This window comes from Ewingella sp. CoE-038-23 (genome assembly GCF_040419245.1).
Lineage (GTDB): Bacteria > Pseudomonadota > Gammaproteobacteria > Enterobacterales > Enterobacteriaceae > Ewingella > Ewingella allii.
The window spans coordinates 1020121-1046851 of record NZ_JAZHOH010000001.1 but is presented as its reverse complement, the minus strand read 5'-3'; the positions used below and the strand labels follow the sequence as shown (position 1 = coordinate 1046851).

At 53.9% G+C, this 26731-nt stretch carries 28 protein-coding genes and 1 riboswitch; of the genes, 7 read left to right on the top strand and 21 right to left on the bottom strand.

Features of this window, described 5'->3' with window-relative positions; all coding sequences use genetic code 11:
• Positions 1–48: 48 nt before the first annotated feature.
• Positions 49–1392 carry an aminotransferase-like domain-containing protein gene (locus tag V2154_RS05000; protein WP_353501320.1) on the top strand — a complete coding sequence of 448 codons (1344 nt, stop codon included), beginning with the start codon at positions 49–51 and terminating at the stop codon, positions 1390–1392.
• 8 nt (positions 1393–1400) lie between these two features.
• Here the strand turns inward: V2154_RS05000 and V2154_RS04995 are convergent, their stop codons facing one another.
• Positions 1401–1823, bottom strand: a complete 423-nt coding sequence (locus tag V2154_RS04995) for a GNAT family N-acetyltransferase (protein WP_353501319.1) — start codon at positions 1821–1823, stop codon at positions 1401–1403.
• A gap of 75 nt (positions 1824–1898) precedes the next feature.
• Positions 1899–1961: riboswitch (Fluoride riboswitch) on the top strand.
• Between the two features lie 65 nt (positions 1962–2026).
• On the opposite strand from V2154_RS04995, the gene crcB reads away from it, so the two are divergent.
• The 3 genes from crcB to V2154_RS04980 all read left to right on the top strand — a co-directional run bounded on the left by crcB (position 2027) and on the right by V2154_RS04980 (position 4731).
• Entirely contained in the window at positions 2027–2410 is a 384-nt protein-coding gene (crcB, locus tag V2154_RS04990; protein ID WP_353501318.1) for a fluoride efflux transporter CrcB, read from the top strand.
• Between the two features lie 424 nt (positions 2411–2834).
• On the top strand, positions 2835–3485 hold the full coding sequence (locus V2154_RS04985) for a TetR family transcriptional regulator (RefSeq protein ID WP_353501317.1): 651 nt from the start codon (positions 2835–2837) through the stop codon (positions 3483–3485).
• 52 nt (positions 3486–3537) lie between these two features.
• The gene (locus V2154_RS04980) at positions 3538–4731 is read left to right on the top strand and encodes a multidrug effflux MFS transporter (RefSeq protein WP_353501316.1); all 1194 of its coding nucleotides are present in this window, start codon (positions 3538–3540) and stop codon (positions 4729–4731) included.
• Positions 4732–4799: 68 nt separating this feature from the next.
• Here the strand turns inward: V2154_RS04980 and cspE are convergent, their stop codons facing one another.
• From cspE to V2154_RS04950, 6 genes are all read right to left on the bottom strand, one after another.
• Positions 4800–5009, bottom strand: a complete 210-nt coding sequence (cspE, locus tag V2154_RS04975) for a transcription antiterminator/RNA stability regulator CspE (protein ID WP_353501315.1) — start codon at positions 5007–5009, stop codon at positions 4800–4802.
• 168 nt (positions 5010–5177) lie between these two features.
• Positions 5178–5966: a DUF2076 domain-containing protein gene (locus V2154_RS04970; protein ID WP_353501314.1), complete on the bottom strand. Its 789-nt coding sequence runs from the start codon at positions 5964–5966 to the stop codon at positions 5178–5180.
• A 218-nt stretch (positions 5967–6184) separates the two neighbouring features.
• On the bottom strand, positions 6185–7315 hold the full coding sequence (locus V2154_RS04965; protein ID WP_353501313.1) for an ABC transporter substrate-binding protein: 1131 nt from the start codon (positions 7313–7315) through the stop codon (positions 6185–6187).
• Between the two features lie 244 nt (positions 7316–7559).
• On the bottom strand, positions 7560–9632 hold the full coding sequence (locus tag V2154_RS04960) for a prolyl oligopeptidase family serine peptidase (protein WP_353501312.1): 2073 nt from the start codon (positions 9630–9632) through the stop codon (positions 7560–7562).
• A gap of 61 nt (positions 9633–9693) precedes the next feature.
• Positions 9694–10722: a Ppx/GppA phosphatase family protein gene (locus tag V2154_RS04955; protein WP_353501311.1), complete on the bottom strand. Its 1029-nt coding sequence runs from the start codon at positions 10720–10722 to the stop codon at positions 9694–9696.
• A gap of 259 nt (positions 10723–10981) precedes the next feature.
• Positions 10982–11161 (bottom strand): hypothetical protein, encoded by a 180-nt coding sequence (locus V2154_RS04950; protein ID WP_185688334.1) that lies wholly within the window; start codon positions 11159–11161, stop codon positions 10982–10984.
• 430 nt (positions 11162–11591) lie between these two features.
• On the opposite strand from V2154_RS04950, the gene V2154_RS04945 reads away from it, so the two are divergent.
• Positions 11592–12278 (top strand): GntR family transcriptional regulator, encoded by a 687-nt coding sequence (locus V2154_RS04945; RefSeq protein WP_353501310.1) that lies wholly within the window; start codon positions 11592–11594, stop codon positions 12276–12278.
• A gap of 8 nt (positions 12279–12286) precedes the next feature.
• Here V2154_RS04945 and V2154_RS04940 read toward each other — a convergent pair whose 3' ends face one another.
• The 10 genes from V2154_RS04940 to V2154_RS04895 form a co-directional block, all read right to left on the bottom strand.
• Positions 12287–13201: a C40 family peptidase gene (locus V2154_RS04940; protein WP_353503920.1), complete on the bottom strand. Its 915-nt coding sequence runs from the start codon at positions 13199–13201 to the stop codon at positions 12287–12289.
• Between the two features lie 5 nt (positions 13202–13206).
• A complete protein-coding gene (lafU, locus tag V2154_RS04935) occupies positions 13207–14217 on the bottom strand; it encodes a putative lateral flagellar export/assembly protein LafU (RefSeq protein WP_353501309.1) in 1011 nt (336 codons plus the stop codon).
• Positions 14217–15083 carry a flagellar motor stator protein MotA gene (gene motA / locus V2154_RS04930; RefSeq protein WP_353501308.1) on the bottom strand — a complete coding sequence of 289 codons (867 nt, stop codon included), beginning with the start codon at positions 15081–15083 and terminating at the stop codon, positions 14217–14219. Before motA ends, lafU begins: the two co-directional genes overlap by 1 nt.
• A gap of 39 nt (positions 15084–15122) precedes the next feature.
• Positions 15123–15863, bottom strand: coding sequence for a FliA/WhiG family RNA polymerase sigma factor (locus V2154_RS04925; RefSeq protein WP_353501307.1), 741 nt, complete (start codon positions 15861–15863; stop codon positions 15123–15125).
• A 25-nt stretch (positions 15864–15888) separates the two neighbouring features.
• On the bottom strand, positions 15889–16362 hold the full coding sequence (locus V2154_RS04920; RefSeq protein ID WP_353501306.1) for a flagellar basal body-associated FliL family protein: 474 nt from the start codon (positions 16360–16362) through the stop codon (positions 15889–15891).
• Positions 16363–16372: 10 nt separating this feature from the next.
• Positions 16373–17629 carry a flagellar hook-length control protein FliK gene (locus V2154_RS04915; RefSeq protein WP_353501305.1) on the bottom strand — a complete coding sequence of 419 codons (1257 nt, stop codon included), beginning with the start codon at positions 17627–17629 and terminating at the stop codon, positions 16373–16375.
• Positions 17626–17937 (bottom strand): hypothetical protein, encoded by a 312-nt coding sequence (locus V2154_RS04910; protein ID WP_353501304.1) that lies wholly within the window; start codon positions 17935–17937, stop codon positions 17626–17628. The genes V2154_RS04915 and V2154_RS04910 overlap by 4 nt, the downstream gene beginning before the upstream one ends.
• Positions 17938–17940: 3 nt before the next feature.
• Positions 17941–18333 carry a flagellar export chaperone FliS gene (fliS, locus tag V2154_RS04905; protein WP_353501303.1) on the bottom strand — a complete coding sequence of 131 codons (393 nt, stop codon included), beginning with the start codon at positions 18331–18333 and terminating at the stop codon, positions 17941–17943.
• Positions 18334–18359: 26 nt separating this feature from the next.
• The gene (gene fliD / locus V2154_RS04900) at positions 18360–19697 is read right to left on the bottom strand and encodes a flagellar filament capping protein FliD (RefSeq protein WP_353501302.1); all 1338 of its coding nucleotides are present in this window, start codon (positions 19695–19697) and stop codon (positions 18360–18362) included.
• A gap of 238 nt (positions 19698–19935) precedes the next feature.
• Positions 19936–20829 (bottom strand): flagellin N-terminal helical domain-containing protein, encoded by an 894-nt coding sequence (locus V2154_RS04895; protein ID WP_353501301.1) that lies wholly within the window; start codon positions 20827–20829, stop codon positions 19936–19938.
• 418 nt (positions 20830–21247) lie between these two features.
• Between V2154_RS04895 and V2154_RS04890 the strand changes: the two genes are divergently transcribed.
• Together V2154_RS04890 and V2154_RS04885 are read left to right on the top strand one after the other, a co-directional pair.
• Positions 21248–22210 carry a winged helix-turn-helix domain-containing protein gene (locus V2154_RS04890; protein ID WP_353501300.1) on the top strand — a complete coding sequence of 321 codons (963 nt, stop codon included), beginning with the start codon at positions 21248–21250 and terminating at the stop codon, positions 22208–22210.
• Positions 22188–22664: a hypothetical protein gene (locus tag V2154_RS04885; protein WP_353501299.1), complete on the top strand. Its 477-nt coding sequence runs from the start codon at positions 22188–22190 to the stop codon at positions 22662–22664. Before V2154_RS04890 ends, V2154_RS04885 begins: the two co-directional genes overlap by 23 nt.
• Before the next feature lie 8 nt (positions 22665–22672).
• On the opposite strand, the gene V2154_RS04880 is transcribed toward V2154_RS04885, so the two are convergent.
• The 4 genes from V2154_RS04880 to V2154_RS04865 form a co-directional block, all read right to left on the bottom strand.
• Positions 22673–23698, bottom strand: a complete 1026-nt coding sequence (locus V2154_RS04880) for a flagellar hook-associated protein (protein WP_353501298.1) — start codon at positions 23696–23698, stop codon at positions 22673–22675.
• A 19-nt stretch (positions 23699–23717) separates the two neighbouring features.
• Positions 23718–24638: a flagellar hook-associated protein FlgL gene (gene flgL, locus V2154_RS04875; RefSeq protein ID WP_353501297.1), complete on the bottom strand. Its 921-nt coding sequence runs from the start codon at positions 24636–24638 to the stop codon at positions 23718–23720.
• A gap of 312 nt (positions 24639–24950) precedes the next feature.
• On the bottom strand, positions 24951–26324 hold the full coding sequence (flgK, locus tag V2154_RS04870) for a flagellar hook-associated protein FlgK (RefSeq protein ID WP_353501296.1): 1374 nt from the start codon (positions 26322–26324) through the stop codon (positions 24951–24953).
• Between the two features lie 92 nt (positions 26325–26416).
• Positions 26417–26725 (bottom strand): rod-binding protein, encoded by a 309-nt coding sequence (locus tag V2154_RS04865; protein ID WP_353501295.1) that lies wholly within the window; start codon positions 26723–26725, stop codon positions 26417–26419.
• Positions 26726–26731: the final 6 nt, after the last annotated feature.

Here is a 26731-nt window from a genome sequence, read left to right as displayed (position 1 = left end):
AAATAAATATGTACAATAGAATCTTTGTTACTGAACAAAAGGCAAAAAATGGCTGATAATCCGTTGGTAAAAGCGCTGGATGCAGAGTGGTTCGCAGGGCATTTGCAGGACAGGTCGATGCGCGGCATTGCGCTGGAGACGGCGGCGATGATTCGTTCCGGCGTGATTGAAATCGGCACCCATTTGCCCGCAGTCCGTGAACTGGCGCAGTCATTAGGCGTCAGCCCGGCGACGGTTTCCGCCGCATGGGGCCAGCTGCGTCGGCAGAAAGTGATTGCCGGGCGCGGACGCAACGGCGTCTGGGTCTGTGGTGATACTCTCTCCCCTCGCCCGGCGCGTTTTGAAAAAATCGGCAACTTTGGCGAGCACATCAGCGCCGACCTGACGCTGTCAGCGCCAGACCCGCAATTACTGCCCGACCTGCGCGACGCCCTGCTGTCGGGCATGGCGGCGGAAAATCTCAATAGTTATCACCGCGAAGCCATCTCCCCGGCCCTGCTGGCGGCGGTTCAATCCGACTGGCCTTATGCCGCCGAAGCTTTTATGGCGACCGACGGCGGCTTTGACGCCATGAACCTGACGCTGCAAACCCTGCTGATGCAAGGCTCGGTGGTGGCCATTGAAGACCCGACCGCCAGCCGCCTGCTGGATATGCTCGATAACCTTAATGCGCAGGTTCTGCCGGTAAAATGCGATGAGTTCGGGCCGATCCCCGAGTCGCTTCAGGCGGCGCTCGCCAAAAATCCGTCAGCCTTTATCTATCAGCCAAGCACCCATTCGCACTGCGGCCACGTGATGAACGCCGAGCGTTTCGCCGAACTGGCGGCGCTATTGGCCGAGAGCAATGCGCTGATTGTTGAAGATGATGGCATCGGCCAGCTCTCCCACACCGCGCCTCTGAGCATGGGCAGCGTGCTACCCAAACGCACGGTGCACGTGCGCTCTTACTCCAAAGCCTACGGGCCGGATCTGCGCCTGGCGGTGCTCTCCGGCTCGCGGGAGCTGATCAAACAAGTGATTTCATTCCGTAATTTCGGCGCAGGCTGGTCAAGCCGCATTTTGCAGCAGGCTCTGGCCTATCTGATTAAGGATGAGAAAACCCAGCAGGGGATTGCCTACGCCAAAGCGGTTTACGCCCAGCGGCGAAGAGCGATGTCCGACGCGCTGCAACTGCGCGGCGTGCATATTCCACACCGCGACGGGCTGGCGATGTGGATCCCCGTCCCTTCAGAGCAGTTTGCTTTAGTAACGCTGGCAGCGCGGGGAATTGCGGTACTGCCCGGCGAGCGCAGCCGCATCGGGCCGGGGCAGTTTATCCGCATCAGCACCTCTCAGCTAAAAGCGGAGCAGGTGGATGTCATTGCCGACGCCATTGTGCTGGCGCTGGGTTAACAGCGGAATTAAAACTTTTTGATTAAATACTTCGGCGATTCTTCATATTCGGCGCGGGCATAAAACTGATGTGCCCGCACGCGGCGGCTGTGGCTATGTACTTCCATCCGATCACAGCCGCGCTCGATGGACAGGCGTTCGGCCTCGTCCACCAGCTTCTGCCCGATACCGCCACCGCGGCTTTCACCACTGACGCACAGATAGCTGATGCGGCAAAACTCCCCGGCCAGCGCAATTTGCGGGATAAAGTGCAATGAGATAAAGCCGACCACTGCGCCCTGCTCTTCCGCTAGCAGCAGGCGGCTGTCCGGGTTGCTCGCCATGTTGACGATTCTCGCCGCCACGTCCTGTGGATCATTGGGGTAATCCAGATCGGCCAATAGCTGGGTGATAATAGGAGCATCGGCGGCAAGCGCGTCGCGTATTAACATTGTGTTTCCTTTTTATTCTCAGCGGCTTTTCACAAAGCACTACAAAATTTTGGTCTGCGGTGTAAAATTGCGCGGCAAAATGATGGAGATGACATTCCTCCGAAACCGCCTTTACGGGCTAATGATGTCTACGCAATCTCGCGAGAGGTTCGTAGCGTCGTGCCCGGACCTTTCTGAATTCCACCTGTTTATAAAGGTTTTCCATGTTTACTACTTTTCTTGCAGTCCTCATTGCAGGCGGTGTCGGCAGCGCAGCGCGCTGGTATCTCGGTTTGAAGATGAACAGCATTTCGCCGACCATTCCTCTTGGCACGCTGGCCGTTAACCTGATTGGTGCCTTTGTCATTGGCTTCGCCATCGCGATTTTTGGCCGCATGAGCAATGTCGACCCAGTACTCAAAGCCGTGATCACCACCGGCTTTTGCGGCGGCTTCACCACTTTCTCCACCTTCTCTCTGGAAGTGGTTTACATGCTGCAAGCCGGGCGTTTCGGTGATGCAGTGCTGAACATCTCCCTGAACCTGTTTGGCTCCCTCGCCCTTACCCTGCTGGGCTTTATGGTGGTCAGCTGGTACAACGCGCACTGATTCTATCCCTCAACGATGCCTTTTTTATGACAAAGGCATCGTGAATCTTCAATGATTTCCTTCTCGCTGGCGCCGAACATTTTTTCACCTTTTAAGCGCGTCTTAATGTTTCCTTCATCTTAAATCTGCACAATCGTCTCCATTGATTCATTTTAATGATGCCATCTGGAGTGATTATGTTTACTACCCCTAAAACGTTATCTGAAATTATGGTGACTTCACTGTGCGTGCTGATCGTCGCCGCCTTTTTGCAGGCCTATTTCGCCGCCTAAGTCCCCTCGTTTACCTCATTTCGCCAACGGCGCAGCGCTTAACACGCTGCGCCGTTTGTTTTGATATTTACCTGCTAGCCATGTCTGCTTATAATTGAGAATGAACGTTCATACTCATTTTTATTTTGCCAGCTCTTGCCATCAGGACTTCTATGTTGCCTCCACAGGACACCAAGGAAAAACGCATCTGCGCCCGACGCGATCAGATCATTGCCGCCGCGCGGATCTGCTTTCGTAAGCACGGTTTTCACGGCGCGGGAATGGCCGAGATCGCCAAATTATCGCAGCTTAGCGTGGGGCAGATTTATCGCTATTTCGCCAATAAAGAGGCCATTATCGAAGAGATAGTGCGCCGCATGGTGGCGAAGAAGATTGCGCTGATCACCGGCAATGCCCACAACCTGCTGCAAATGGCGGAGAATCTCGCCAATCGCCGCATCGGCGAGTTCCACCTCACCGAGCCGCGCGCGGGCGAGCAAGAAACCCCGGACGAGCAGACGGAAATCGACCACGCACTGATGCTGGAAGTGGCCGCCGAAGCGACGCGCAATCCGCTGGTGGAGAAGATCTGGCGCGACTCCGAGTGCGATTTGTTCAATCAGGCCAAAGCCACCATGTGCAAAGCCTACCCGCACTGGAGCGACGAAGAGCTAAATAACCGCGTCGAAGTGGTGGCGGTTATCTGCGAAGGCACCGCCTTCCGCCATCTCACCACCCAACATGCCAACGCTCAGGCGCTAGAAAAGCTCTACAACCAATTGTTTGGTCAACTGTTTAACCCGCCATCGCCGGGCCAATCCTAATGTCACACACATCGTTTTAACCACCATAAAATAACCGGGAAACGGAAAATTAATGAGCGCTCACCTGACAGAAAAACGCTTGGGCTATATCTTGGTCTTAGGGTCACTTGCCGCACTTGGCCCGCTATGCACTGACTTATATCTCCCGGCCTTGCCGCAAATGGCCCATGAACTCAACACCAACACCGCCACCAGCCAGCTCAGCCTGACCACCGGCCTGCTTGGGCTAGGCCTGGGCCAGCTTATCTTTGGCCCGCTGAGCGATAAATATGGCCGCATGCGCCCGCTGCTCTGGTCGCTGGCCCTGCTGTTTGCCGCGTCCGTTTGGTGCGCCGTGGCGCCTAGCATTGAACAGCTGATCGCCGCGCGTCTGCTTCAGGGCATCGCCGGAGCCGGCGGCGCGGTACTTTCACGCGCGGTGGCCCGCGATATGTATAACGGCCACGAGCTGACCAAGTTCTTTGCACTGCTGATGCTAGTTAACGGGCTGGCGCCGATTATTGCGCCGGTACTCGGCGGCGGGCTGCTGAATTTCATGAACTGGCGCGGGATTTTTGGCGCGCTGGGGGTGATTTCCGTGCTGCTGTTCGCCTCGTCGCTGCTCAAGCTGCATGAAACCCTGCCTGCCGAAAGGCGCTCTCAGGGCGGCGTGATGGCGATGGTGCGCGCCATCGGCGGGCTGCTTAAAGATCGCCAGTTTATGGGGCTGTGTCTGGCGCAGGGCTTCACCATGGCGGGGATGTTTGCCTATATCGGCGCGTCGCCTTTCGTCTTACAGCAGATTTATGGCCTCAGCCCGCAAATGTTTAGCCTGTGCTTTGCGATTAATGGCGTGGGTCTGGTGCTGGCGGCGCAAATTTCTACCCGCCTGAGTGGCAAGTTTGGCGAACTGGCGCTGGTCAAGGCTGGGCTGACCATTGCGGCGCTCGGCTCGATTTCACTGGTTATCGCCGCCAGCCTGCACGCGCCGCTAGTGACGCTGCTGGTGCCGCTATTCTTCTCGGTGATCACCATCGGGATTGTCGGCCCGAACGCCTCATCGCTGGCGATGCAAACTCAGGGGAAAAACGCCGGTAGCGCGTCAGCGCTGATTGGGGTGTGTATGTTCGCGCTGGGTTCAATTAGCGTGCCGATCAGTGGCCTGGGTGGCACCTCGGCGCTGTCGATGGGCTTCACTATTATGGGCTGCTTCGCCATTGCCATCCTGCTGTTTACCACGCTGGTGCGTAAACCACGGACGGCGTAACAAGAGCGTCAGCTAACAAAAGACCAAAAAAAACCCGCATCAGCGGGTTTTTCAAAATTTGGCTAGAGTTAGATAGGTTTAACGTCAGCAGCCGATGGGCCTTTGGCGCCCTGTGTGATTTCGAACTCTACACGTTGGCCTTCAGCGAGGGTTTTGAAACCGTTGCTGGAAATAGCAGAGAAGTGCACGAAAACATCTTTGCTGCCATCTTCAGGGGTAATGAAACCAAAACCTTTAGATTCATTGAACCACTTAACGCTACCTTTAATCTTTGACATCAAACTTACCTTTACGTGAATGTAAGACACAAAATGTGTGTCAAGTAGAGTACAGCAGCAGATTCAGGTTTTGTCCAGAATGTGCAAAGCAATAAGCGATAAACCTCTCACTCTTAGACTTTGTACGACAATTCCTACTGGCAAACCGCACTCTTAAATGCAAAACATTCAAAAGAAGGAGTCGTCGTCATCATTACTGTAATCGGAAGAGTCAAAGCTGTCCGAGCCAAATCCTAAGTCTGAATTATCATCACGCAGGGAGGCGTCCTGCCATGAAGGCTGCCCGCTGTTGAAATCCTGCTGCTGGAAATCAGACTGCTGGACGTCATTATTGCCGAGGAAACCGTTGTCAGTGTCGTTCAGATTCTGCACCGGCGGCTCTTCGATAATATTCACAATCTCCTGTGGCTGGCTCTGATGGAACATGCCGGTCAGCATCTCAGCTAACACCACCCCACCCGCCACGCCCGCGGCGGTACGCAGCGCGCTGCCCAAAAAGCCCGGCTGTTGAGGCGCGGCCTGCTGTGGAGTCGCCTGCTGGTAGGGCTGTTGCTGCTGGTAGCCCTGCTGCTGCCCACGGTTGTCCCAACCGCTGGTGCCTGGGATCGGCTGGCTGCCTGAGTTGCTCTGCGGTGCGGCCTGAGGCTGCGCCTGTGACGCCGCGCCGCCGCCAAACAGCCCGGCCAAGAAACCGGTGCTCTGTGGGCGGGCGTTCTTCGCCTGCTCTTGCAGTTGCGCTATCTGCTGCTGTTGCGCCTGAATCTGCTGATTCAGCTTAGTCAACGCCGCTTCTTGAATAATCATCGCCTGCGCCATGTAGTAAGGCGCAGCGGGCTGCTTGCTGACGCAGGCCTGAATCACGCGCTCTGCCTCGGCATCACGCGGTGCCGTTGCGGACTCAGCCTGTTGCAGACGACTAAAAAGCCCTTCGATTAAACGCTGTTCTTCAGATTGCATAAATTCACCTTCTCTTTAGGTATTACTCCGCCCTTGAGCTTTGCGATGGCAAAGCGTTCACCAATAGCAGGAGTCTATCAGTCACACTAATACAATTAGTTTCAGGGATGAATTAACCGAGTGTCAACAAATGTGATCCACGTAAAGATAGGCCGTATGCCTGGTCTGGCGGCATACAAAAGCCGGCAAGCTTGCCGGCTTGGAAGGGATAGAGGGGATTACTTGGCTTGCGACCAACCGAAGATAAAGCCGGTGTCCGGCAGGTCGGTGTAGTTGCGCACCAGATCGCGGTAAGTCTTCGCTGGGTCGAGATCTTTAAACTGCTGCGGATAGATAAATTTCGCCAGATATTCCATGCCGACGATGTTGTACGGATGGTTGTAGAACTGGTGATAGATGCCATAGGCGCGATTGTCGGTCACGGCAGAAATCTGCGAAATGCCGTTGCGCGCCAGCAGCGCCTTGGCTTCTTTATCCACGCTGGCCTGCTCTGCGCCGTAGCCCAGCGGCAGGATGTGCGACACGCTGCCGTTACTTGGGCGTGATGAGCCGGTCATGATGTAGGCATCAGGCTTCATGCTGATCACCTTCTCCAGCGACACATCGCCAGACGCGCCCGGCAGCAGTTCGGTGCCGATATTGGTCGCCCCCACGGCTTTCACCAACTTGCCCCAGCCCGCGTCGCCGTGGGTAAAGCAGCAAGAGTCGGAGCGGCCCGCAATGGCTTCCACAAAGACTTTAGGTTTTGGATTCACCGCCGCCACCACCTGTTGGAGATGCTGGTAGTGCTGGGTGTAGAAATCAGAATAGGCTTTGGCGTTTTTCTCTTGGTTCAGCACTTTACCCAGCAGGTCGATGCTTGGCGCGGTGTCCTTGGCCGGGTCCAGCTCATAATCAACAAACAGCACCGGGATATTCAGGGACTTGAGTTTATCCAGCACGCCCGCCTGTTGCAGAGACGCTTTGGCACGCAGCTGGGCAATCATCAGGTCAGGCTTCTGAGCAATCACCGTCTCGAGATCCACCTGACCTTTGTCGCTAAAGCCCATGTCGAGGATCTTGTCCGCGCTCGGCCATTTGCTTTTCAGCATGTCCCAGGTGCCGATATCGGTTTTCTTCAGCAGGTTATTCCACGCCACCACGTGCTGGAACGGATTGGATTTATCCAACACCGCCAGAGAGAGAATATCGCGACCATCCTGCAAAATAATACGCTGCGGCGCTTTTTCAAAAGTGAGCTTTTGACCATCAAGGTCAGTCACATTCAACGGATAAGTAGTAGCGAAACTGGCAAAGGAGGTAGCGAGCAGGCCGGCAACAGAAAGCGTGCGGACAGTATTCTTGAGCATGTTTGTTCCTTTGAAATGAGCTTGAAAAAAACCTGAGATGAGAATGGAATAAAATTGATTTTGATAACCATTATCAAATAATGCCCAAATCATAAACAAACACTAATTAGCAGGGAAACTTTTTTTGTTGCTAACAGGTTGATAAAACATGTCGAAATGTAAATTGCGGGGGAGAAAAGAGGGAATGCAGAGATACCCCGCCCGGCAAGGATAGCCGGGCGGGTTGCTCGTCATAACACGCGGGTTAGTGCGCGTCGCGGCCGATATAGTGCAGTAAGAACTCACTGACCATAGCGCCCTTGAAGGCGGACTGGGCTTTGTCTGCCGCCGCGCTGTGGCCGCCTTCGGTGTTTTCAAAGAACCAGACGTCAGGAATGCCTAACTGCTGCATTTTTGCGGCCATTTTACGCGCGTGGCCGGGGCCAACGCGGTCGTCGCTGGTGGCGGTGGTTATCAGGATTGGCGGGTACTTTTTGCCGGCATCCAGATTGTGGTAAGGCGAGAATTGCCGAATAAACGCCCACTCTTCCGGGATTGCAGGGTCGCCGTACTCGGCAATCCACGATGCCCCGGCGGAGATCTGCGTGTAGCGCTGCATATCGAGCAGGGCCACTTCACAAACAATCGCGCCAAAGAGTTCAGGGTAAAGTGTCAGCATATTGCCCACCAGCAGGCCGCCGTTGCTGCCGCCCTCCGCCGCCAGATGCTTGGCCGACGTGATGTTACTGGCGATTAGCGCCTTGGCCACTGAGGAAAAATCTTCATAGGCGCGCAGGCGATTCTCTTTGAGCGCGGCCTGGTGCCAGCGCGGGCCGTATTCGCCGCCGCCGCGAATATTCGCTAACACATACACGCCGCCGCGATTGAGCCACGACAGGCCGCTGGTGCCGAGATAATAAGGCGTGAGCGAGATTTCAAAACCGCCGTAGCCATACAGCAGCGTCGGATTTTTACCGTCGTACACCACCTCTTTGCTCGACACCACGAAGTACGGCACGCGGGTGCCATCGTCAGACTGGGCGAAGTGCTGGCTCACCTGATACCCCGAGGCGTCGAAGTGCGCCGGGTCCTGCTTGAGAACCTCCGGTGGCGACTGGCTATCGTCCAGACTACCGATGTACAGCGTGGTCGGCTGCAAGAAGCCGCTGACCGTCATGAAGTAGTCGTTCGTCTCTTCGTCGATGCCATAAATCTGGATTTCGCTCAGATCAGGCGCGTCGCCAATGCTTTCGCGCAGCCACTCCCCTTCGCGCGGGGTCAACACTTCCAGCTGGTTCACCACGTCTTGGGTCACGCTAATAATAAAGTGGTCGCGGGTCGAGGAGTAGCCGCTAAGCGCCGTGGTTTCCCCCGGCACAAACAGTCTGGTCATCTGGCGCTTTCCGGCCATAAAGTCTGCGAAATCAATCGCCAACAGCGAGCCAGACGGATAGGTTTCGCCCCCAACCTGCCACTCACTCGACGGCTCGACAATCATCCACTCGCGCCACAGGCTGAATTTGGCGTCGGCGGGTAAATCGACGGCCACCAGCCCCTGCTCGGCATCAATCAAAAAGGCTTCACGACGATAGAAGTCGATCACCCGAATGATAAAGTCCTGCTCAAAGCCCGTGCTATCGGCGTGATACCCCAACGCCATCATGTCACTTTTCTGTGCGCTAAACTGGGTGACAGCGGCACTGAGCGGCGTGCCGCGCTGCCAGATTTTCACCGTGCGCGGGTAGCCCGAGGTGGTCATCGAGTCTTCGCCAAAATCGGTGGCGACAAACAGGTGGTCGTGATCAATCCACGAGATAAGGCTTTTCGCCACCGGCAGATTAAAGCCGTCCTCGACAAAACTGAGGGTTTGCAGATCAAACTCGCGCACTGCCGAAGCATCGCCGCCGTCTGGGGAAAGCACTAACAGCGCCCGGCGATAGTCGGGTTTGAGGTGCAACATGCCGTGGTACACCCAGTCCTGCCCTTCGGCTGCGCCCAGCGCGTCGATGTCCAGCACGGTTTCCCACGTAGGCTCGGCCTTGCGGTACTCCTCAAGGGTGGTGCGGCGCAGCAGACCGCGCGGGTTTTTCTCATCCTGCCAGAAGTTGTACCAGTGCTCGCCATGCTTAGTGATCCCGGGGATCTGCGCCGGGGAGTTCAGGCCGGTCAGCACCTGCTGGCGAATGCGCTCGAAATCTTCGCCAGTGGCGAACTGCGCGGTGGTTTTCGGGTTTTGCTGCTCTGCCCACTCCAGCGCAGGCTGGTCGCGAATGCCCTCCAGCCAGATAAAATCATCCTGATCTTGAACTGCGACTAACTCTTTTTTTCCTACTGTCATAATCTTTGCTCCTGCAAAATTGAAAGTTAAGCGTTCAGCCTGCTGCCTTAGGTTTAATGGCTTACTGCAACAAAATACCCTGAATTAGACTGGCTTTCACCACGGTAACCTGAGGGATATTCAGCGCCTGCATGTAACCTTCTACCAGCAACAGGTTGCTGACGTCGGTCGCGCGGTAGTCACCTTTTAACTCAGAATCCCCTTTCCAGACGTTATTTTTCGACGCCTGCTCGAGGTCAGCAAGGCCATAGCTGTTGTTGTGCAAATGCACCTGACTCTTGATAGAGAAGCCGTGCACGCCGCCAATGCCAATCACCCGTTTGGTCTGGGCATCCTTTTTCATCTGCGCGCTGACATGGGTGCGAGCATAGAAATTGACATAACGCAGCACGGTATTGCGCAGCGAGCCAATGGGGTTTGGCGTGCTATCAGCCGCTAAATCTTTGTTCTGTAGCACATTAGTGATGAAGTCTTTCAGCGTGACCGAGGCCAGCTTGCCCTGATAAACCTCCACTGAGGGTTTGCCCGCCTGCTCGTGGTAGGAGGTCATCTGCATCGATCCCCCGCCAATATCCCACACCAGCAGATCCTCATCTTTGACATTTGGCTCATTCAGCGCGGCCTTGGCAGACTGGAATCCCAGCTCGGCTTCCCGCTGCTGAGTGATAATCTTCAAATTCACATGTGCCTGCTGGTTGAAGCGATCAATCACCTGCTGGCCGTTAGACGCCGTGCGGAATACCGCCGTCGCTACGCCGGTCACGCGGGTTGGCCTGAAGCTTTCGGCCTTCTTCACCATCTCAGACAGCGCGGCGACGCCCTGCTGCTGGATCGCCTCGCTCAGCTGGTTATTGGTCGATTTCGCCAAATCGGCGTTAAAACCCACCGGGCGCTGATCTTCATACAGCACCTTACCCAGCCGATGCTGGCACACATCCACCTGCGTCACCTGAATCTTGGTGCTGCCGGACCCCATATCTATCCCGGCACGATTCTCAATACAGCTCTTGACCGCCGCCGCCACCGGCAAGGTGGTGAAAACGCCACAGGCCAGCGTCAGCCCTATTACTCCGTGCAAAATTTTATTCATTCTTCCCTACCCTGAAATCAATTAATCGATGAGGAACGACCCATCATAAATAGAAGGAATCTCAAGCCGCAGTGCAGCATTCTTACTATAAAGAGATTCGCCACGGAGGATAAATAGTTTTAATTTATAATGAGATAAAGGTCGGAAGAGAATATATCGCCATGGCGGGAGGAGTAGAGATAAGGCAAAGGTGGCTGTTTTACACAGCCCGCCAGCATCACAGATGCAGCAGGCCGTGGTCGCGCTCAGCTAATTAAAATCAGCTTTTACTCACTGAGACAATTTCTTTGATCTGGCTGTAATTAGTATTGCCATGATCGGTTTTGATCGTCGGGTAAATCCTTTCCCCTTTTTTAACAAAGCCTGTTACCTCGTGGGTAGAGCCGTTCTTAACAGTAATAATATCGCCTACACTGATCGAACTTTCGACTTCGCTCATATTAATCCTTAATACTTACAATCGCTTAACTTCAAAGTACCCATTTCTTACCTTTAGAGAGTAGGCTTTAATGGCGCACATAACCAGCGGCTTTGGTTTTGACCCTGCCCGCGACAGGCATACGGGATCCACGCCGGGCGCTAGGATAAATCCTGAATGACCAAACTTAAGTGAAATTTACCAGTTTCATCTTGAAGCGCTAATACCGAACGTTATTATGAGTCTGCAAGCACTTATTCCCCTATAAGACGTTGCATCTCATTGGACTATCCCCTCGTAAAGCATTACGACATCCCGCCCACCTTGAGCGGGATTTTTTTATCTGTTGTTTTTGCCCCTTGGTTCACGCCCTTCTAATGCATTCGCAAAATCCTGTGAAAAGTCATGGTACTATTCGGCCTATTCCAGCCGCTACAACATCAATGTGCCCATGACTGAAACTTACGAATTTCTCAATAATGTGCCGGTTAACCAGCAGATCTACCGCACCCTGCGTCAGGATATTGTCACTTGCGCGATCCCCCCCGGCGCCCTGTTATCGGAGAAAGAGATTTCGTCGCGGTTCAACGTGTCGCGCCAGCCGGTGCGCGAAGCCTTTATTAAGCTGGCGGAAGCAGGCTTGGTGCAGGTGTTGCCGCAGCGCGGCACCTTTGTGATGAAGATTTCAGCCAAGCGCGTCGCCGATGGCCGTTTTATTCGCGAAGCCGTGGAAACCGCCGTGGTGCGCCGCGCGGCGAGTGTCGCCACTGACAATGACCTGTTGATACTGGAGCACAATTTGCAGCGCCAGCGGCTGGCGGCGAAGAGCCAACAAACGCAGGAGTTCTTGCTGTTAGATGATGAGTTTCATCGCTCAATCGCGCAGATCATTGATTGCCGCCTGGCATGGGAAACGGTGGAGCATATTAAGGCGACTATGGACCGCGTACGCTTCCTGACGCTGAGCAAAGTCTCGCCGCCGGAGAGCCTGATTGAGCAGCACGACAACATTCTTAGCGCGCTGAAAGCCCGCAATCCTGACGCTGCCGAGCGCGCGATGCGTATTCACCTGCAAGAGATGATTTCCACCATCACGCCGATTGCCGAGCAGAACCACGATTGGTTTGATGCGGAGTAAACGGCGGTTTAGATAATGGTTTCCGGTGTCAGCACCCGTTTGGCACCGAGATAGTGATCCTGCCAGAAAGGCTCATTCAGAGTGCTAATGCGAATATCCTCGCCGGTTCTCGGCGATTCAATAAATTTGCCGTCGCCGAGATAAACGCCCACATGGTCGGCGTTTTGCTGGGTATGGATGTGGAAGAAGATCAGATCTCCGCGCCTTAACTGGCTCTGAGTAATGGTCTTGCCTCTGGCTCGGCGATACATGCCGTTGGCGGTGCGCGGCATCCCTTCCGTCAGCAGGCCATGGTAGGCGAAGTAGACCAATCCGCTGCAATCAAAGCCAATTCTCGGCGAGGTTCCTCCCCAGACATAGGGTTTCCCCAACTGTTTCATCAGGGTCGACATGGCTTTTTGCGTGGTCTGTTGCAGATGGTCGCGATAAGCCAGCGCAATGCTGTCGCTGCCTAGCGCCTCGGGAGCTACGCTTTCCCGTTTCTGATGGCTAAACCAGTCGGGATGTTGGGCGATAAGTTGGCGATTAGCCTGCCGCTGCGCCGCCGAGCTGTGCAGGTTTGAGGTGCTGGCCGTTTTCAGCGGCTTATCGCCGTAGCTGGTCGCTACCACCTTGACCGGATGGTGCATCAGCAGCTCACGATTTTTGGCCCGCTGCTGGGCGGCGAAGCTTAGCTTCACCGTCGGCGCAGGGGTTTTCTTGTTACTGGTTATCTTGGGTTTACTGCTGACTTTGTGCACCTTCTTCTTCACCACCTGACTACGCTGGGTCGGCGCGGCGATGGCGCGCAGCGGCGTCATCGCCAGCAGCAGACAGCCGCTCATCACAAAAGCAGCCAGCAGGCGACGCGCCGTTGAGGCCCCCGGCTCATGCAGCGTCGGCAAGAGCACCGAAGGTTCACATATCAGGCTGAAGATATTCATCACAATTACTCTGCGGACGTCGGAGTCGATGTCGACAGCCCCTCCCGCTTCTCTATTTTTTGCGTCAGCGGCTCGACCACTTTATCGCCGCGATCGCCAAAGAATTCATACAGCGAATCTGACGCGGTTTTGGTTAGCACCATGATTTCTATCCGGCGATTGCGAGCGCTTTCTGGATTTTTCGGGTCCAGCAGCATCTGATCGGACATAGCGTTAACCTGTAGCACTTTGCCTTTGGCAAGGCCGGCCTGCTCTAGCACGCGACGTGCCACCAGTGCGCGGTCACCGGACAGATTCCAGTTGTTGTACATCGCCTGGTTTTTGTACATCACCGCGTCCGTGTGGCCGCTGATAATGATTTTGTTATCAATGTTGTTGAAGGTCGGCGCCAATTCGGTCAGCAAGGTGCGGAAGAACGGCGTCAGGCTGGCGCTGCCGCGCTGGAACATATCGCGATCATGGCCGTCCTGAATCAGTACTCGCAAGCCCTGCGGGATCACTTCAATCTCCAAATTGGCTTCCATATGGTTTTTCTTGGCGATGGTGTTGATATTGGCCGCCAGTTCACTCAGCTCGCGGGCCGATTTTTTGCTGCTTAGCGCGTCCATCTTGTCGGCGGCGTTCACCTCTTGCTGGCGCACATTCACCGGCGGCTTTTCTTCCGGTTTTGGCGGCGTCGGCTTAGGTTTCTCAATGACCGGCGGCGTTTTTTGCGGCTCTTTATAGGTCACCGGCAGCGGCTTGGCGATAACAGAATTGTTCTTGCCAATCGAGCTAAGGGGGGCAAACACATTGCCTTTGAAAATCGACTGGTCATGCAGCGCGGCGACAATCTCTTCGCGCTCTTTTTGGTTAACTGAGCTGACAATCCACAACACCATAAACAGGGCCATCATCGCCAGGGTAAAGTCGGCAAAAGCCACTTTCCACGCGCCGCCGTGATGCCCGCCGTGGTGCTTCTTACCGGAGCGTTTGATGATGGTGGTGTGGACCGTAGGGCGTCCGGACTTTTTCATTATTCTTCCTGCTCCACCATCGCATTCACCCAAGCATCCAGATTGGCGAACGTCGGTTTAGAGGCCAGATGCAGCAACTTACGCCCGGCATCCACTGCCAGCAGGGTGGGTTTGCCTGCTGCATGCGCTACCAGCACGGTACGCACGCACTCCAGCATTGAGAGTTCAGACTTGGCCTGTGAATCCATCGCGCTGGCGAGGGGATCCATAAAGCAGTAGCTGAAGAAGACGCCGAGGAAGGTCCCCACCAGCGCCGCCGCCACGTGTAGACCAATCATGGCGATAGAGCCGTCAATAGAGGACATGGTGATGATGATACCCAGCACCGCCGCGCAAATACCAAAGCCCGGCATCGCTTCGCCGATACGCTGAAGGGCTTTCGACGGGGCCAGCATCTCTTCTTCAATGGCCGCCAGCTCCTGCTCCAGAATCCCTTCCAGCTCGTGCTCGTTGATTTTACCCATGGCCATTAGGCGGAAGTTATCCGAGATAAAGCCCACCAAGCGAGACTGTTTGAGGATCATTGGGTATTTAAGAAATAGCTCACTCTCAGCTGGGTTTTCAATATGCTGATCCAGCACGCGAAGACCGCCGTTTTGCACCATTTCCAGCAGCTCATACAGTGTAATTAATAACTGACGCTGAAACTCTTCTCCGGTATCGCGTTTACCAAATACGGCTTTTAATTGATGCCAAATATCTTTTAATACATGGACCGGGTTAGCGATAACCATGGCCCCTAAACCGGCTCCGAGAATAATGACGATTTCGGCAGGCTGCCATATTGCAATAATTTCGCCACCTGCGGACATATATCCACCAAAAACACAGAGTAAAACGATGAGTCCACCGATGAGCTTTTGCATTATTTTTTTCCTGCTTTAACCATTAAGAATGAGATGCATTTAAACGCATGAGTCGCCGCAAAAATGCTGTTTTATTTTTTCGGCGATAATTTTATTAATCTGACAAACTCGGCCTTCTGAAATATTCAGCACGACGGAGATCTCTTTAAGACTTAACTCTTTCTGGTAATAGAGCGCCAGAATAGTTTGCTCGCGAGGCTCAAGCTTATTTATCGCCTCGCGTAGCGTTTCCTGAGTGACAAATTCCTCTTCCAGTTTTCTGCTTCTGGAGCCAATGTCTTCCTGTCCGTTGTCCAGTAACTCATCCAGACTCGCTAGCGTTCGCGCGCTCTCCAATTGCAGATATTCATGATATTCCTCTGCGCTTAGATGCAGCGCGCTCGAGATATCACTGAAGGTTGGTTCACGTCCCAGACTCTTCTCCAGCGCCTTAATGTCATCATGGGTTTGATGCACCTGCTGGCGCAGACGGCGCGGCCGCCAGTCCATTTCACGCAGGGCATCAAGAATCGATCCGCGAATGCGAAACACCGCATAGCCGCCGAAGCCGTGGTCTGGCTGACCGTAGCGGCGCAGCGCGTCCAGTAGCCCCATCAGCGCGATTTGCTCCATATCCTGCTTGTCGAGTACCGCACTACACTGAGGGCTGAGCTGCCTAACGACGCGCTTCACCAGCGGCAGATAATTTTGCAGGTAGAGGCTCTCCTGCTGCGGCGTTAATAGCGGCACATCCTGAAATCCGGATAGGGGTGACTCAGCCGTTGAATAGTCAGCTTGCATAATAGGGCCCTAATAAATGGCTGTTTTATTGGAATATCACACGCTTCAGCAGCAAGGTTTTATAAGGCACGTTCATTTTTCGGCTTTTAAACTCCTGCTTAAAGGCGTTATCCAACTCAATGCGTAAATCACTTATTTTTTTCTGACGCAAATGCTCATAATCCTCATTGGAGAGACTATTCACCGTAATGCTCTGTAATAAAGGCAGCATGGAGTTCAAACGCTCTTGCGCTTTAATATCTTTTGCCTCAAGAACAATTTCAGTCAGCATGTAGTGCTCATTAGGCCCTTGCAGGGTAATAACCACTTCAGGAAGCGAAACAAATATTGGCTCAGGCGCTTTCGGATCTTCGACAATTACGTCATCCGCACCATGTTTCACCGTCGCGGCTTTTTCATCAGCCTTTTTAAAATAGAAATGCGTACCAATATTGACACCGGCCACGGTGACCACTAATAAAATCAAACACAGTAGGCCACCGAGTATTTTCTTAACCATAATCCTCATCTCACACTTTGGTTATAAGGGTACTGTCAACCGGCCCTTCGCTATCCTTCGAAGTGATCTCTTGTGCCTGGCTGACGCCATTTTCCTGCTCTCGGGCAGTATTTCGCTGATGCTGTTGCTGCTGGGACGAATCGCCGGTCGACACCTGCACCTGAACTTGCACAAAATTCTGTGCCGTCAGTTGGTGGCGGAGTGACTCACTGAGCTGTTGTAGTGCTCGATAGACATCGGCCTGACCGGCATTGATATTGACCAGCAACTTGCCCGCTTCGAACTGAATCGAAATATCAATTTTCCCCTGCGAAGGCGGATCAAGACGGATGGTGGCGGTCTGATGTAGGCCGTCCATCTGCACCTGAATGCGATCTTTCAGCAGAGAGAACAGCTGCTGGTCCCAGTCTTCACGCTGCGGATCCAGCGTGGCGGTGAGAGTCGGCAAAGTGGCGTTCGCCGCGCGATCGTCGACCTGTGCCCCACTCATCAACTGGGTAACCGGCAGCGACGGGCCGTCGTTGACGGGGGTGGCATTCAGCACTTTGCCGCGCGTTATCGCCTCTAATACCGGCCGATCGCTCTGACGCAACTCTGGCTGGCGTACACCTTTCGGCGCACTGCCCTGCAGGCCGTTGATATTGAGCGCGCTCGCCAGCGTGGCTTGTACCTGCTGAAGAGGCGTGGCGGTATCCGGCAGTGCGGTGGCGGTTGGCGACTGCTGCTGCATTAACGTCTGCATCATCGCCACCAGCGCGTTTTTATCCGCGCCGGAAAGCGGGTTCTGCGTCGGCTGGTTGCCGCCCTGCACTTGCATCATCTGCTGCAATAATTTTTGCGAATCGGCTCCGCCCGCCTGCTGGGCCTGCTTCATCAAGCCGGGTAATAAGCTAGCGGGCAGCGCAACGGCCCCACTCTGCGCGTCAGGCGACTGCCCGCCAAACAGTGCCTGAGTAGGCAACGGCTGGCTTTGGGTAGCGGCCAATAGCTGCGCCAACCACTGCTGGGCCTGCTGGGTATCATCACCCGCTACAACCGTGCTGCTGTCGGCGTCTTGTTGACTCGGTTTAGCCTGAGTCGCAAAACGCTCGGCCAATGCTTTCAGCGCCGGTTTGTTTTGCATCAGATTGCTGAAATCAAACCCCTGCCCGTCAGATTTCGCCGTCGGCTGGGGATTTTGTTTGATATTGGCAATGGCTTTTTCACCTTTCCCCTGCATGGTGGGGTTGGACATCAATTTACCGATCAATGCAGTGGCAGCTTTCATTTCGCCCCCGTAACCAGAGCCAGCTGACCGTAGGCATTCATGCCTTCGCTGTTTTCGCGATGGCGAGTCATTTTGACCTGAAGCGCGGCGCTATCCTGCTGGCACTGCGCCATCATCTGTTGATAATGGCGATGGACTCTGGCCTCCAGCGCGCGGAACTCGTCGTCCGCCGCGCCGCTGTCGTTGCAATGCTGTAAGAGCAGCGTCATTTCAACATTCAGCGCGCGCAGTTTTAACCAACGATGTTCGCGCACCGCGCGTGTCATCAGGGCAGCAAGCTGTTGGATTTTTAGCTTTTCTTCTTTCATGGCTTATCCTAATTTCTGTGCCAGACCTTCCCAGCCTTCTCGCAAATTGCCGAGAATATGCAGCACTTCATCGATTTTGCTCACCGACATGGCTTCACTGGCTTCGTACAGGCGATAAACGCAGTAGTCATACAGACGGGCCAGATTGAGCACCACGTCGCCGCCGGTATCGAACTCCAGCGCGCTGGTTAATGCATTGAGAATATCGATGCATTTATTGATGCTTTTCGCTTTGCGTTCATAACGTTTGGCTTCGATGTGGCTTTTAGCTCGCACCAGCTCATCCATTAATCCGGCATACAGCACCAGCACTAGTTGATGGGGGGAAGCGCTGGCCGTTTTTGAAGCCAAATCAAGTTCCTGATACTGCGAATAACCTTCCAATGAGGGGTTCATACTTGGGTTCTCTTTAATGTGGTGCACTACGCTTGAAACGCGGCCATGGTGTTTTCCATTTCTGTCATCGTAACCATCAGATTGGTGTACTCGGTCAGGTAACGGTTATAAGCACTGTCATAGCGCTGCTGTAAGGAGTCGGCGCTGGTATCGAGCCTCTCTTGCGAGTCATCAATGGCGTCCTGGCGCATTTTGATCACTCCGTTATCGTCGTCGAGGAAGGTATCGAGGGAAGCATCGAGCTTGCCGACCAGACTGTCGTCGCCGACAAAAATGCTGTTCAATCCTTCAGGATTGGTTTTCATCATGTCGTCGAACTCGGTGCCATCAATTTCCAAATGGCCGTCGGTATCGGCTGAAACGCCGTAGTCCATCAGCGATACGCCGTCGTAGTCCTGACGGATGTAATTGCGCATCTGGCTTTCCAGTGAAGTGATGCCAGCATCCCCCGCCATCGCGCCGCGCGTGGCGTTATCGTCCCCGCCGCCGGAGGCGGTTAGGGAGTCAAGTGAGTCAACCAGGGCGTTATAAGCATCGACGAAGGTTTGCACCTGAGCCTGTGAGGCGCTCTCATCGGTGCTGATACTGACTTTCACCGGCGCGCTGTTTGGCGCATTGACCTCGTTGAAAGTGATCGACACCCCTTCAATCAGGTCGTCAAAAGTATTGCTGCTGTTGGTCATCTTCAGGCCCGAAGTCGAGTCACCGCCGAGATACACCACCGCATCACTCGCCGGGGAGAGCTGCTGCGGGGCCAAAAGCGATTTTGAGAAGGTGCTGTCCGGCACGCCGGTCATTTCGACATGCAGGGTGTTAGCCGCACCGGTGTCGTCGCTGGTCAGCAACAAGGAAGTCTGCCCATTAGATTTCACCAGCGAGGCGGTGACGCCGGGATTGTCCGGGCTGTCATTAATGGCGTCGGCAAATTCATTCACGGAGTTCAACCCATCCCCGTCTTCATCAATAGTGGAGAGGTCGATGGAGATAACGTCCTCGGAATCACCGAGAGAAATCGACACCACCCCCTTGGTTGGGACGTCATTTTCAGCGATGCCCTGATAGGCAAACTGCTGGGCGCTGGCCAGTGATTCGACATAAAACGAGTAGTTGCCCGGCTGCGCGGTAGAGTCGGCGCTGACCGTCGCCGCGGCGTCATTGCTTACCGTGGCCGCGTTAACTAAGGCACCGGACTCGGTATCGTTCAAGACATCAATCGCGGTCTGAAAGTCAGTCAGTGCGGTCTGTAATGTGGTTAGCGCCGTAGATTCGCTGTTAAGGGTACTTTGCTGGCGATTCAGCTGGTCGACCTGAGTCTGTACGTCGAGCGTGGCGAACTGAGTCGCCAACTGTTGCGGGTTAATCATGACTTTGGGCTCCTTCGCCATTGAGTTGCTATCGCCTGCGGATATAGCTTGTAATAGCAATCGGCGTGCCAATTATTAATTAACTGATTTATAAGGAATTTTAAAATTCACACGGAAAAATCACTTCCGCTTTGGCGGAAATTTTCCGGTCCTTTTGGCGGGCAGAAAGGAAATATTCGGCGAAAAAAAACACCGCCCGAGGGCAGTGTTCTTTTTTGCTCGAGGGTTTTAGCATCACTTATTGCAGCAGTGACATCACCATGCTGGACATGGAGTTGGACTGTTTCAACATGGTCATACTGGTCTGTTCTAGCACTTGGTCTCGCGTCATGTTGGAGGCTTCTGCCGCGTAGTCGGTATCCATAATGTTACCGATAGCCACGTCAGTGTTGTCCTTCATATTTTGCAGGTTAGCGGAAGTGTGGCCCATACGGTTGATAGACGCACCCAGCGCTGACTGCACGGAACCGACGGCTGACAGCGCGCTGTCGAGCTGGTCAATCATGGCGTTAGCGCTGCTGGCGTTGGTCAACTCATTACCCTGTACACCAGAAGCATTAGCTGCTTTAGATGGGTTAGTGTAAGCCGCGCTGACGGATTTCAACTGGGTATCGAGTTTACCCATTTGGCTGCTCAGGTTAACGGTCATGGTATCTGAGCTTTGTGCGCCAATCTGGAAGGTTACGCCGCCAGATTTACCCAGAGTACCGGAAACACCCAGCAGGCTTTGGCCGCCGTAAGTGGTGTTGTTCATCATGCTGTTCATTTCTTGACCTAACTGGTCATATTCAGCCTGCATCGCATCCAGGTCATCCTGTGAGTTCGTGCCGTTAGCTGCTTGCGTTGCCAGGTCTTTCATGCGGTAAAGCACGTTGGTCATTTCGTCGAAGCTGCCTTCGGCAGTCTGCAACATGGAAGTCGCGTCAGAGACGTTACGCATCGCAACATCCATACCGTTTGACTGAGATTGCAGACGGGTAGCGATTTGCAAACCGGCCGCATCGTCAGACGCGGAGTTAATGCGCTTACCGGTACCCAGACGTTCCATTGAAGTAGCCAGGCTATTGTTACTTTTCTGCAGTGCGTTATTAGCGGCCATTGAAGCAGCATTGGTATAAATTGATAAGCCCATTTTAAATCTCCTTAGCGTATTAAATTAAAAGCGTCCTAATGAACGTTACACTGAGATAAAACGGTACAGCGGAGACAAAAATGAAGTCGCAAACTAAAAATAGATCGAAAAAAATTTTCCCAGCAAAAAGCAGCCTCAAGCCTTTGAATATTATTGGCTTTTTATAAAGATCATCCTATTAACATATGATTTATCTGCAACCATCTGAAAGATTGGCATTTTTTACCAATTCAAAAACTGTCCTTTCTAGGATTAAGTGCCAAAATCACTAAAATCGGCGAGGAGTACGGCAGCTCTACAGGGATAATTGAGATAAATCATATTCACGATAGATTTCTGCGAGAGTCGGCAAAAACGCCCCACAATACTCATCTTCCTATAATAGAATTAATTAATTCAGAGTGATGCGAACCCTATTATGTCTTTTCTTATCAACGGCTGGCGTTTAGATAGTTCTTTAAATGGCATAACCCATGCCGATACTGCTGAAACCAAACGTCTGGGCGAATATCAATTTGCGCTGTTGTCTCTGCTGCTTGAGCATCCCAATCAGGTGCTCACTCGTGAAGTGTTAACCCAGCATGCGTGGAAAACGCGAGTGGTAGGTCATAACAGCCTGCCGAATGCTATTCACGCCCTGCGTAACGCGCTGGGGGATGACGGTAAGCAGCAGCAGATCATCAAAACCGTTCCTAAAAAAGGCTATCTGTTAGACGGCAGCTTCCTGTCTCCCGATACGCAAAATCAACCGCCCGCTCCCCCTGCCCCCCTGCTGGCAGAGGATAGGGGTCAGAGCGAGGTTGAGATTGAGAATGGAAGTGAGAATAAAGAGCAGGTGCTCAACAGCGAGCCAGAGAAACCGCCGTCAGCTTATATTCCCGCGCCGGTTGCCCCCTCCCTCCCTGTCCAAGCGCGGAATAAACATCGGCGATGGGCCATCACGCTTGGCGCACTGGTTGCGGTTGTGGTGGTTGCGGCGGCCTGGGGATGGTACGCGAAGAAAATCGACGTCTCCTCCAGCGAGCTGCAAGTCAAAGAGCTGCCCGACATGCGATTTAACGCCAAGCATACTCAGATCTTTGCTTTGCAGATGCCGGGCGACGTCTCACAGGATATCGGCACCAAACCTATCTCCAGCGACCTGCAAAATCAGCTCACTCGACTGGATACCGAGCTGGAAAAACGGCAGGCCAAGATGCAGATGCGGTATCACCTCGGGGTCAATGTCATGTCACTCAACCTAAGCCTTACCAACCGCTGTAATATCCATTCGCAGCTGCTGATGGATATTCACAACTGGGCTCAATATTCCGAAAAACTGCCCATGCTTATTTACAACGAATCAGTGAGAACGCTCAATGACCTGCCGAATTGCCCATAAGTTATGCGTCGGCCTGCTGGTGTGCCTTGGCTTTGCCGTTCATGCCAGCACCTTTCAGCGCACCGAATATGGTTATTACAATCTTCGTGATGATTCAAAAGAGATTTATCAGATTTCGTTGGTCGCTTCGCAGGATAAAAAGCAGTTAGAAATCAACATGTCTGGGGATAACGACTTTCGCTACCGCGCGGCGATCATTCGCTGCGCCTACCCGGGTACCCCATCCGAAAACCAACGTGTCTATATGCTTAAGCCAATGTTCTTTCAGCCTGATTCAAAGCCGCGTATAGGCGATATTCAAAATAGCTACCTCAGTAACCGCCCATTGCCAATGTGGCTCTATACGGCGGAGGGCAGCCAACAGGTGCTGGTAGGTAGTGGTTTAAAATTGATCATGATGCTTGGCGAGGACTTATCCCCGCTGCCGTCACAAAACTGCAACGGCGATAAGTAGATAAAAATTTAATACTCTTGCTCGCCCAGTAAGGTTCTTACTGTCGCAGCAGGCAGATTTGCCTGACCATTGACGGCCTCAGCCAGCGTTTGATAGTGCTGATTTACGCCAGATAACAGGCTGGAAAGCCCTTCAGCCGCGCGGCTGGCGGAGTCATCATTACCATAGTCAGCCATATTACTGATTGCCGAACGGGCCTGTTCCTGCTGACGGGCCAGCGATTGCCGCTGACTGCTGATTTTATCCAGCGTACTTTGCAGCACCGACTGCGCGCTGCGATTGTCCATTTGCGGCAAATCGCTCAATTGGCTGCTGATACTTTGCGGTTCGATCATTTGGAGTTTCTTATCGGCCCGCGCCAACTTTCCATCGCCGTTAATCGACACGCTCAAACTGCTTTTCACCGATGCCCACTGACTTTCATTACAGCTGTAGCGATACTGCCCCGGCTGTTCGCCGGTCTGCGCCCGTACGCCGATACGGCGCAGGCTGTGGTTCAGGGCTTGCAAACGCTGGGCCGAACTCGCCTCTTGCGGCAGGTTTATCGCCGTCATCACCTTCTTCTGGCTGCCGTCGCGGCTAAACAGCAACGTCGCCTCAGGGGGCGAAGTCAGCCAGCTATCCACTTCCGGCAGGCCAAAATCGACCTGCGCGTTCCCCTGCACCACGCTGTTGAGCTGGCTATCCACCGTGCCGCCGGAAAGCTGACTGCGCTTGTTAAGCAGACTTTGCAACTGTTGGCTATCGTGCGCCAGGGCGTCAGGCTGCTTAGTATGGCCGCCGTTTAAACTGTGGCGGTAGTTCAGCGTGGCGTTTTCGACATTCGCCAAATAAGCATCGGCCTGCTGTAAACGGGTGAGCTGATCGTTCAGCTGGACGCTATAACGCTGCGGACGGGTGGCAATCACCGGCGACGCAGGAAAATCTCCGTTATTCATTTTAGGCGCGTGAGTGACGCTGGTGGCGCCAATCACGCCGCGATTAAGCGGCGATGCCAGTGCGGTGGATGTGGAAGTACGTAAGCCGACCTGCATAAAAGCCTCTGGGGAAACGTTAAATTACGCTGAACAGACTCAGCTGACTGATTTTGGCGTAAGTGGCCTGAGTGGCCTGAACCGACACCATCAGGCCATCAAGCTCTGTCGCGGCGGTGGCGTAATCCAAATTGGTCATCGAGCCAATAACGGTCTGGTTAGTGGTCGAAATGCCGGTCTGCGCATTAGATATCATCTCTAGCGTGTTCTGGTTTTCACCCAGCTGGGAAATGCCACCGGAAACCTGGTCGATAGCCTGATCAACGCTATCAATCGCGCTGGAAATGCTGGCCTGCACGTCGGGATCCGTCGGGTCGATATCCGGGTCTTGCAGCATGGTCGCTAAGTCATTGAGGGTGTTGAAAATATCCGAGCCCTCGCTGCCGCTGAAAAACATCTCTCCGGCGCTAACATTGGTATCGATTTCCACACCGTTCGACACCGTGGCGGTGCGATGCTCTTCATTGCCGTTGTAAACATAGTTACCGTCAGCATCCTGCGTGATGGCTTGCTGATCGCTGGCGGTGCCGGAGAACATGTAATGACCGTCGCCGTCAGCGTAATTCAGGGCGGCCACCATCGACTCCGTCAGTGATTCAATTTCACTGCCGAAACTGTTCAAGGCTTCGGCATCGTTCGTACCATTTCCCGCCTGCACCAGATCATCACGTACGGCCAGCAAGGAGTCACTTACCGTCCCTAGCACCGTTTCCTGCTGCGCCATACTGCCCGAGGCAGTAGTGATATTCTCCTGATACTGGTCAATAGCCGACTCTTCCTGATTCAGCTGAGTCACTCGCGTACTGGCAATCGGATCATCCGACGGCACCAACACGCGCTTGCCGCTCGCCATCTCAGTCATCAACTTACCCATCTGCTGCGACGAATGATCGATGCTCTGCAACATAATGCTCGACGTCTGTGAACTACTGACACGCATATAAATTCCTTAAATCATTAAATTAGTTAGCACTGCTCAGCCCTAAAAGCCTTTTGCCTTGTGTTTGAGGCCATCCAAGCTCCCCGCAAAGCCATTCTTGAGGCAGGAAGGCGGCAAGTAAGTGAATCCCGATGAGCATACATAAAGTATGTGATTCGGGTGAACGAACGCAGCCAACACCCCGCACCTCCCGCAAAGCCTTTCGCGCCGTGGGTAGGCGGCAAGCGAACGAATCCCGATGAGCATACAAAAGTATGTGATTCGGGTGAGCGAACGCAGCTAACACCCCCACGGCGCGAAAGGCGAAGCGGGTTAGAACATTTGGAGAACGTCATCGAATATCTCGGCGCTAGTTGAAATCACCTTCAAATTCGCCTGATACGACTGGGTATAGGTGATCAAATTGACCGCCTCTTCATCCATATTTACGCCGCTGACGCTGGCCTGCTGGCTTTGTGCTTCGTACAGCACGTTGCTGGCGGCAGTCTCTTCGGTTTGATTTTGGCGGCTGGCGATACCGATTTGGCTGATGATGGTGGAACAGGCGTCATTTACGCTCATTTCCCCCATGTCGGGAATATCAATAGGTTCGTTAGCTAAGCCAATCAGCGCCGTCAGGTTATCGCCGTTGGCTGGTGCATCGGGGTCACTGGAGAAGGCCAGCTCGTCAGGGTCAATATCCGGGTTTACCGTCAGCGGGCCGTCTGGGTCCGTTTCGTCATACACAAACAGCGGCTTGCCGGGATTGCCGTTGAGATCGTAGCCCTGAGCAAGTTGGTCATTCACCGCCGTGGCAAAGGCGCTGGCGATGCCGTTCACCGCGTCATCCAAGGGGTCAAGTATCTGATCTTGATAGTCAAACAGCGCACCCAAAGTACCGCCAGTGCTGGTGTCCAAATCGTAAGTGGTGCCGGCAAAGTTCATTTCCAAACTCTGGCTGCCGTCTTCATTGGTTTTCAGGCCCAGCGTTGAGGAGGTATCACCGCTGACCAACGGCTGTCCGTCAGGCAGCGCCACGTTATACGCCCCTTTGTCGTCCACCGTGACCTGTACGTCCACTAGCGAACTCAGCTCATTAGTCAGCTGATCGCGGGCATCGTACAGCGCTGACGCATTACCGCCATTGGCCTCGGTTTCGGCAATTTGCTGGTTATAATCAGCAATGCCGTCGGTCAGGGTATTGACCTGCTCCACCGCCGCCTGGCACTGGTCCTGAGCCTGAGAGCGCTGCGAGTCGATATATTTGTCGGTGTTATCCAGACGCAGGCAGAAGGCGTTGGATTCGCTGATCACCTGCGCGCGCAGCGAGTCAGAGTCCGGTTCGGTAGTGGCCTCATTCAGCGCCGCGAAGAAGTTATCGAAACCCGCGCTCAGGCTGCTGTCAGGCGAACTCAGTACGCTTTCCAGCGCCCCGAGATATTGCTGGGTGGTGCTGTAATAGCCATTGTCTGAGGAGGCGCTCCAGATTTGGCTGACCAGACACTGGTCCGATACGCGCACGATGCTGTCAACTTGCACCCCATTGCCAGCGCTACTGCTGTTGCCCCAGCTTGGGCCAACCGCGCTGGTTTCAGCCCGCTGGCGGGTATAACCCTCGGTGTAGGCGTTAGCCGTATTTTGCGCGGTGACGTTTAATTGGGTCTGCGCGGCACTGGCACCCGAGGCGCCGATATACATCATGTCCATAAAATTTCCACACTCGGTTGGTTATGCTAGCGATGCAAAACAGCCTGATTAAAAGATATAAAGCGGCACGCCGTGCCGGGAACTTTATCCGCTCAGGCCTTGCCCTTCGGACTCAGCTGTTTCACCAGCATGTCGGCGATACCGATAGCATGCTGTTTGGAAAGCGTGCTGCTGAGAATGTCGTCGTAGTAATCGCGCATCATTTTTTGCTCTTTGCTGTTGAACGGATCGTTCTTGTCGTCCAGCACGTCGGTGGCTTTACGCATCTCTTTCAACATGTCGCGCAGAAACACGCCCTCAAACTGTTCGGCGGCTTTTTTGATCGAATCTGGTTTCATATCGCCGGACAAATCCCCGGCGATGGTCGGTGCGGAGATCCCCGCGCTGGAATGCAGTGGCATGCTTTG

What these genes read in the sequence shown, in the direction of transcription:
- V2154_RS05000 (WP_353501320.1), top strand. Translation starts at nt 49, where the DNA reads ATGGCTGATAATCCGTTGGTAAAAGCGCTGGATGCAGAGTGGTTCGCA.
- V2154_RS04995 (WP_353501319.1), bottom strand. Translation starts at nt 1,823, where the DNA reads ATGTTAATACGCGACGCGCTTGCCGCCGATGCTCCTATTATCACCCAG.
- crcB (WP_353501318.1), top strand. Translation starts at nt 2,027, where the DNA reads ATGTTTACTACTTTTCTTGCAGTCCTCATTGCAGGCGGTGTCGGCAGC.
- V2154_RS04985 (WP_353501317.1), top strand. Translation starts at nt 2,835, where the DNA reads ATGTTGCCTCCACAGGACACCAAGGAAAAACGCATCTGCGCCCGACGC.
- V2154_RS04980 (WP_353501316.1), top strand. Translation starts at nt 3,538, where the DNA reads ATGAGCGCTCACCTGACAGAAAAACGCTTGGGCTATATCTTGGTCTTA.
- cspE (WP_353501315.1), bottom strand. Translation starts at nt 5,009, where the DNA reads ATGTCAAAGATTAAAGGTAGCGTTAAGTGGTTCAATGAATCTAAAGGT.
- V2154_RS04970 (WP_353501314.1), bottom strand. Translation starts at nt 5,966, where the DNA reads ATGCAATCTGAAGAACAGCGTTTAATCGAAGGGCTTTTTAGTCGTCTG.
- V2154_RS04965 (WP_353501313.1), bottom strand. Translation starts at nt 7,315, where the DNA reads ATGCTCAAGAATACTGTCCGCACGCTTTCTGTTGCCGGCCTGCTCGCT.
- V2154_RS04960 (WP_353501312.1), bottom strand. Translation starts at nt 9,632, where the DNA reads ATGACAGTAGGAAAAAAAGAGTTAGTCGCAGTTCAAGATCAGGATGAT.
- V2154_RS04955 (WP_353501311.1), bottom strand. Translation starts at nt 10,722, where the DNA reads ATGAATAAAATTTTGCACGGAGTAATAGGGCTGACGCTGGCCTGTGGC.
- V2154_RS04950 (WP_185688334.1), bottom strand. Translation starts at nt 11,161, where the DNA reads ATGAGCGAAGTCGAAAGTTCGATCAGTGTAGGCGATATTATTACTGTT.
- V2154_RS04945 (WP_353501310.1), top strand. Translation starts at nt 11,592, where the DNA reads ATGACTGAAACTTACGAATTTCTCAATAATGTGCCGGTTAACCAGCAG.
- V2154_RS04940 (WP_353503920.1), bottom strand. Translation starts at nt 13,201, where the DNA reads ATGAATATCTTCAGCCTGATATGTGAACCTTCGGTGCTCTTGCCGACG.
- lafU (WP_353501309.1), bottom strand. Translation starts at nt 14,217, where the DNA reads ATGAAAAAGTCCGGACGCCCTACGGTCCACACCACCATCATCAAACGC.
- motA (WP_353501308.1), bottom strand. Translation starts at nt 15,083, where the DNA reads ATGCAAAAGCTCATCGGTGGACTCATCGTTTTACTCTGTGTTTTTGGT.
- V2154_RS04925 (WP_353501307.1), bottom strand. Translation starts at nt 15,863, where the DNA reads ATGCAAGCTGACTATTCAACGGCTGAGTCACCCCTATCCGGATTTCAG.
- V2154_RS04920 (WP_353501306.1), bottom strand. Translation starts at nt 16,362, where the DNA reads ATGGTTAAGAAAATACTCGGTGGCCTACTGTGTTTGATTTTATTAGTG.
- V2154_RS04915 (WP_353501305.1), bottom strand. Translation starts at nt 17,629, where the DNA reads ATGAAAGCTGCCACTGCATTGATCGGTAAATTGATGTCCAACCCCACC.
- V2154_RS04910 (WP_353501304.1), bottom strand. Translation starts at nt 17,937, where the DNA reads ATGAAAGAAGAAAAGCTAAAAATCCAACAGCTTGCTGCCCTGATGACA.
- fliS (WP_353501303.1), bottom strand. Translation starts at nt 18,333, where the DNA reads ATGAACCCCTCATTGGAAGGTTATTCGCAGTATCAGGAACTTGATTTG.
- fliD (WP_353501302.1), bottom strand. Translation starts at nt 19,697, where the DNA reads ATGATTAACCCGCAACAGTTGGCGACTCAGTTCGCCACGCTCGACGTA.
- V2154_RS04895 (WP_353501301.1), bottom strand. Translation starts at nt 20,829, where the DNA reads ATGGGCTTATCAATTTATACCAATGCTGCTTCAATGGCCGCTAATAAC.
- V2154_RS04890 (WP_353501300.1), top strand. Translation starts at nt 21,248, where the DNA reads ATGTCTTTTCTTATCAACGGCTGGCGTTTAGATAGTTCTTTAAATGGC.
- V2154_RS04885 (WP_353501299.1), top strand. Translation starts at nt 22,188, where the DNA reads ATGACCTGCCGAATTGCCCATAAGTTATGCGTCGGCCTGCTGGTGTGC.
- V2154_RS04880 (WP_353501298.1), bottom strand. Translation starts at nt 23,698, where the DNA reads ATGCAGGTCGGCTTACGTACTTCCACATCCACCGCACTGGCATCGCCG.
- flgL (WP_353501297.1), bottom strand. Translation starts at nt 24,638, where the DNA reads ATGCGTGTCAGTAGTTCACAGACGTCGAGCATTATGTTGCAGAGCATC.
- flgK (WP_353501296.1), bottom strand. Translation starts at nt 26,324, where the DNA reads ATGGACATGATGTATATCGGCGCCTCGGGTGCCAGTGCCGCGCAGACC.
- V2154_RS04865 (WP_353501295.1), bottom strand. Translation starts at nt 26,725, where the DNA reads ATGCCACTGCATTCCAGCGCGGGGATCTCCGCACCGACCATCGCCGGG.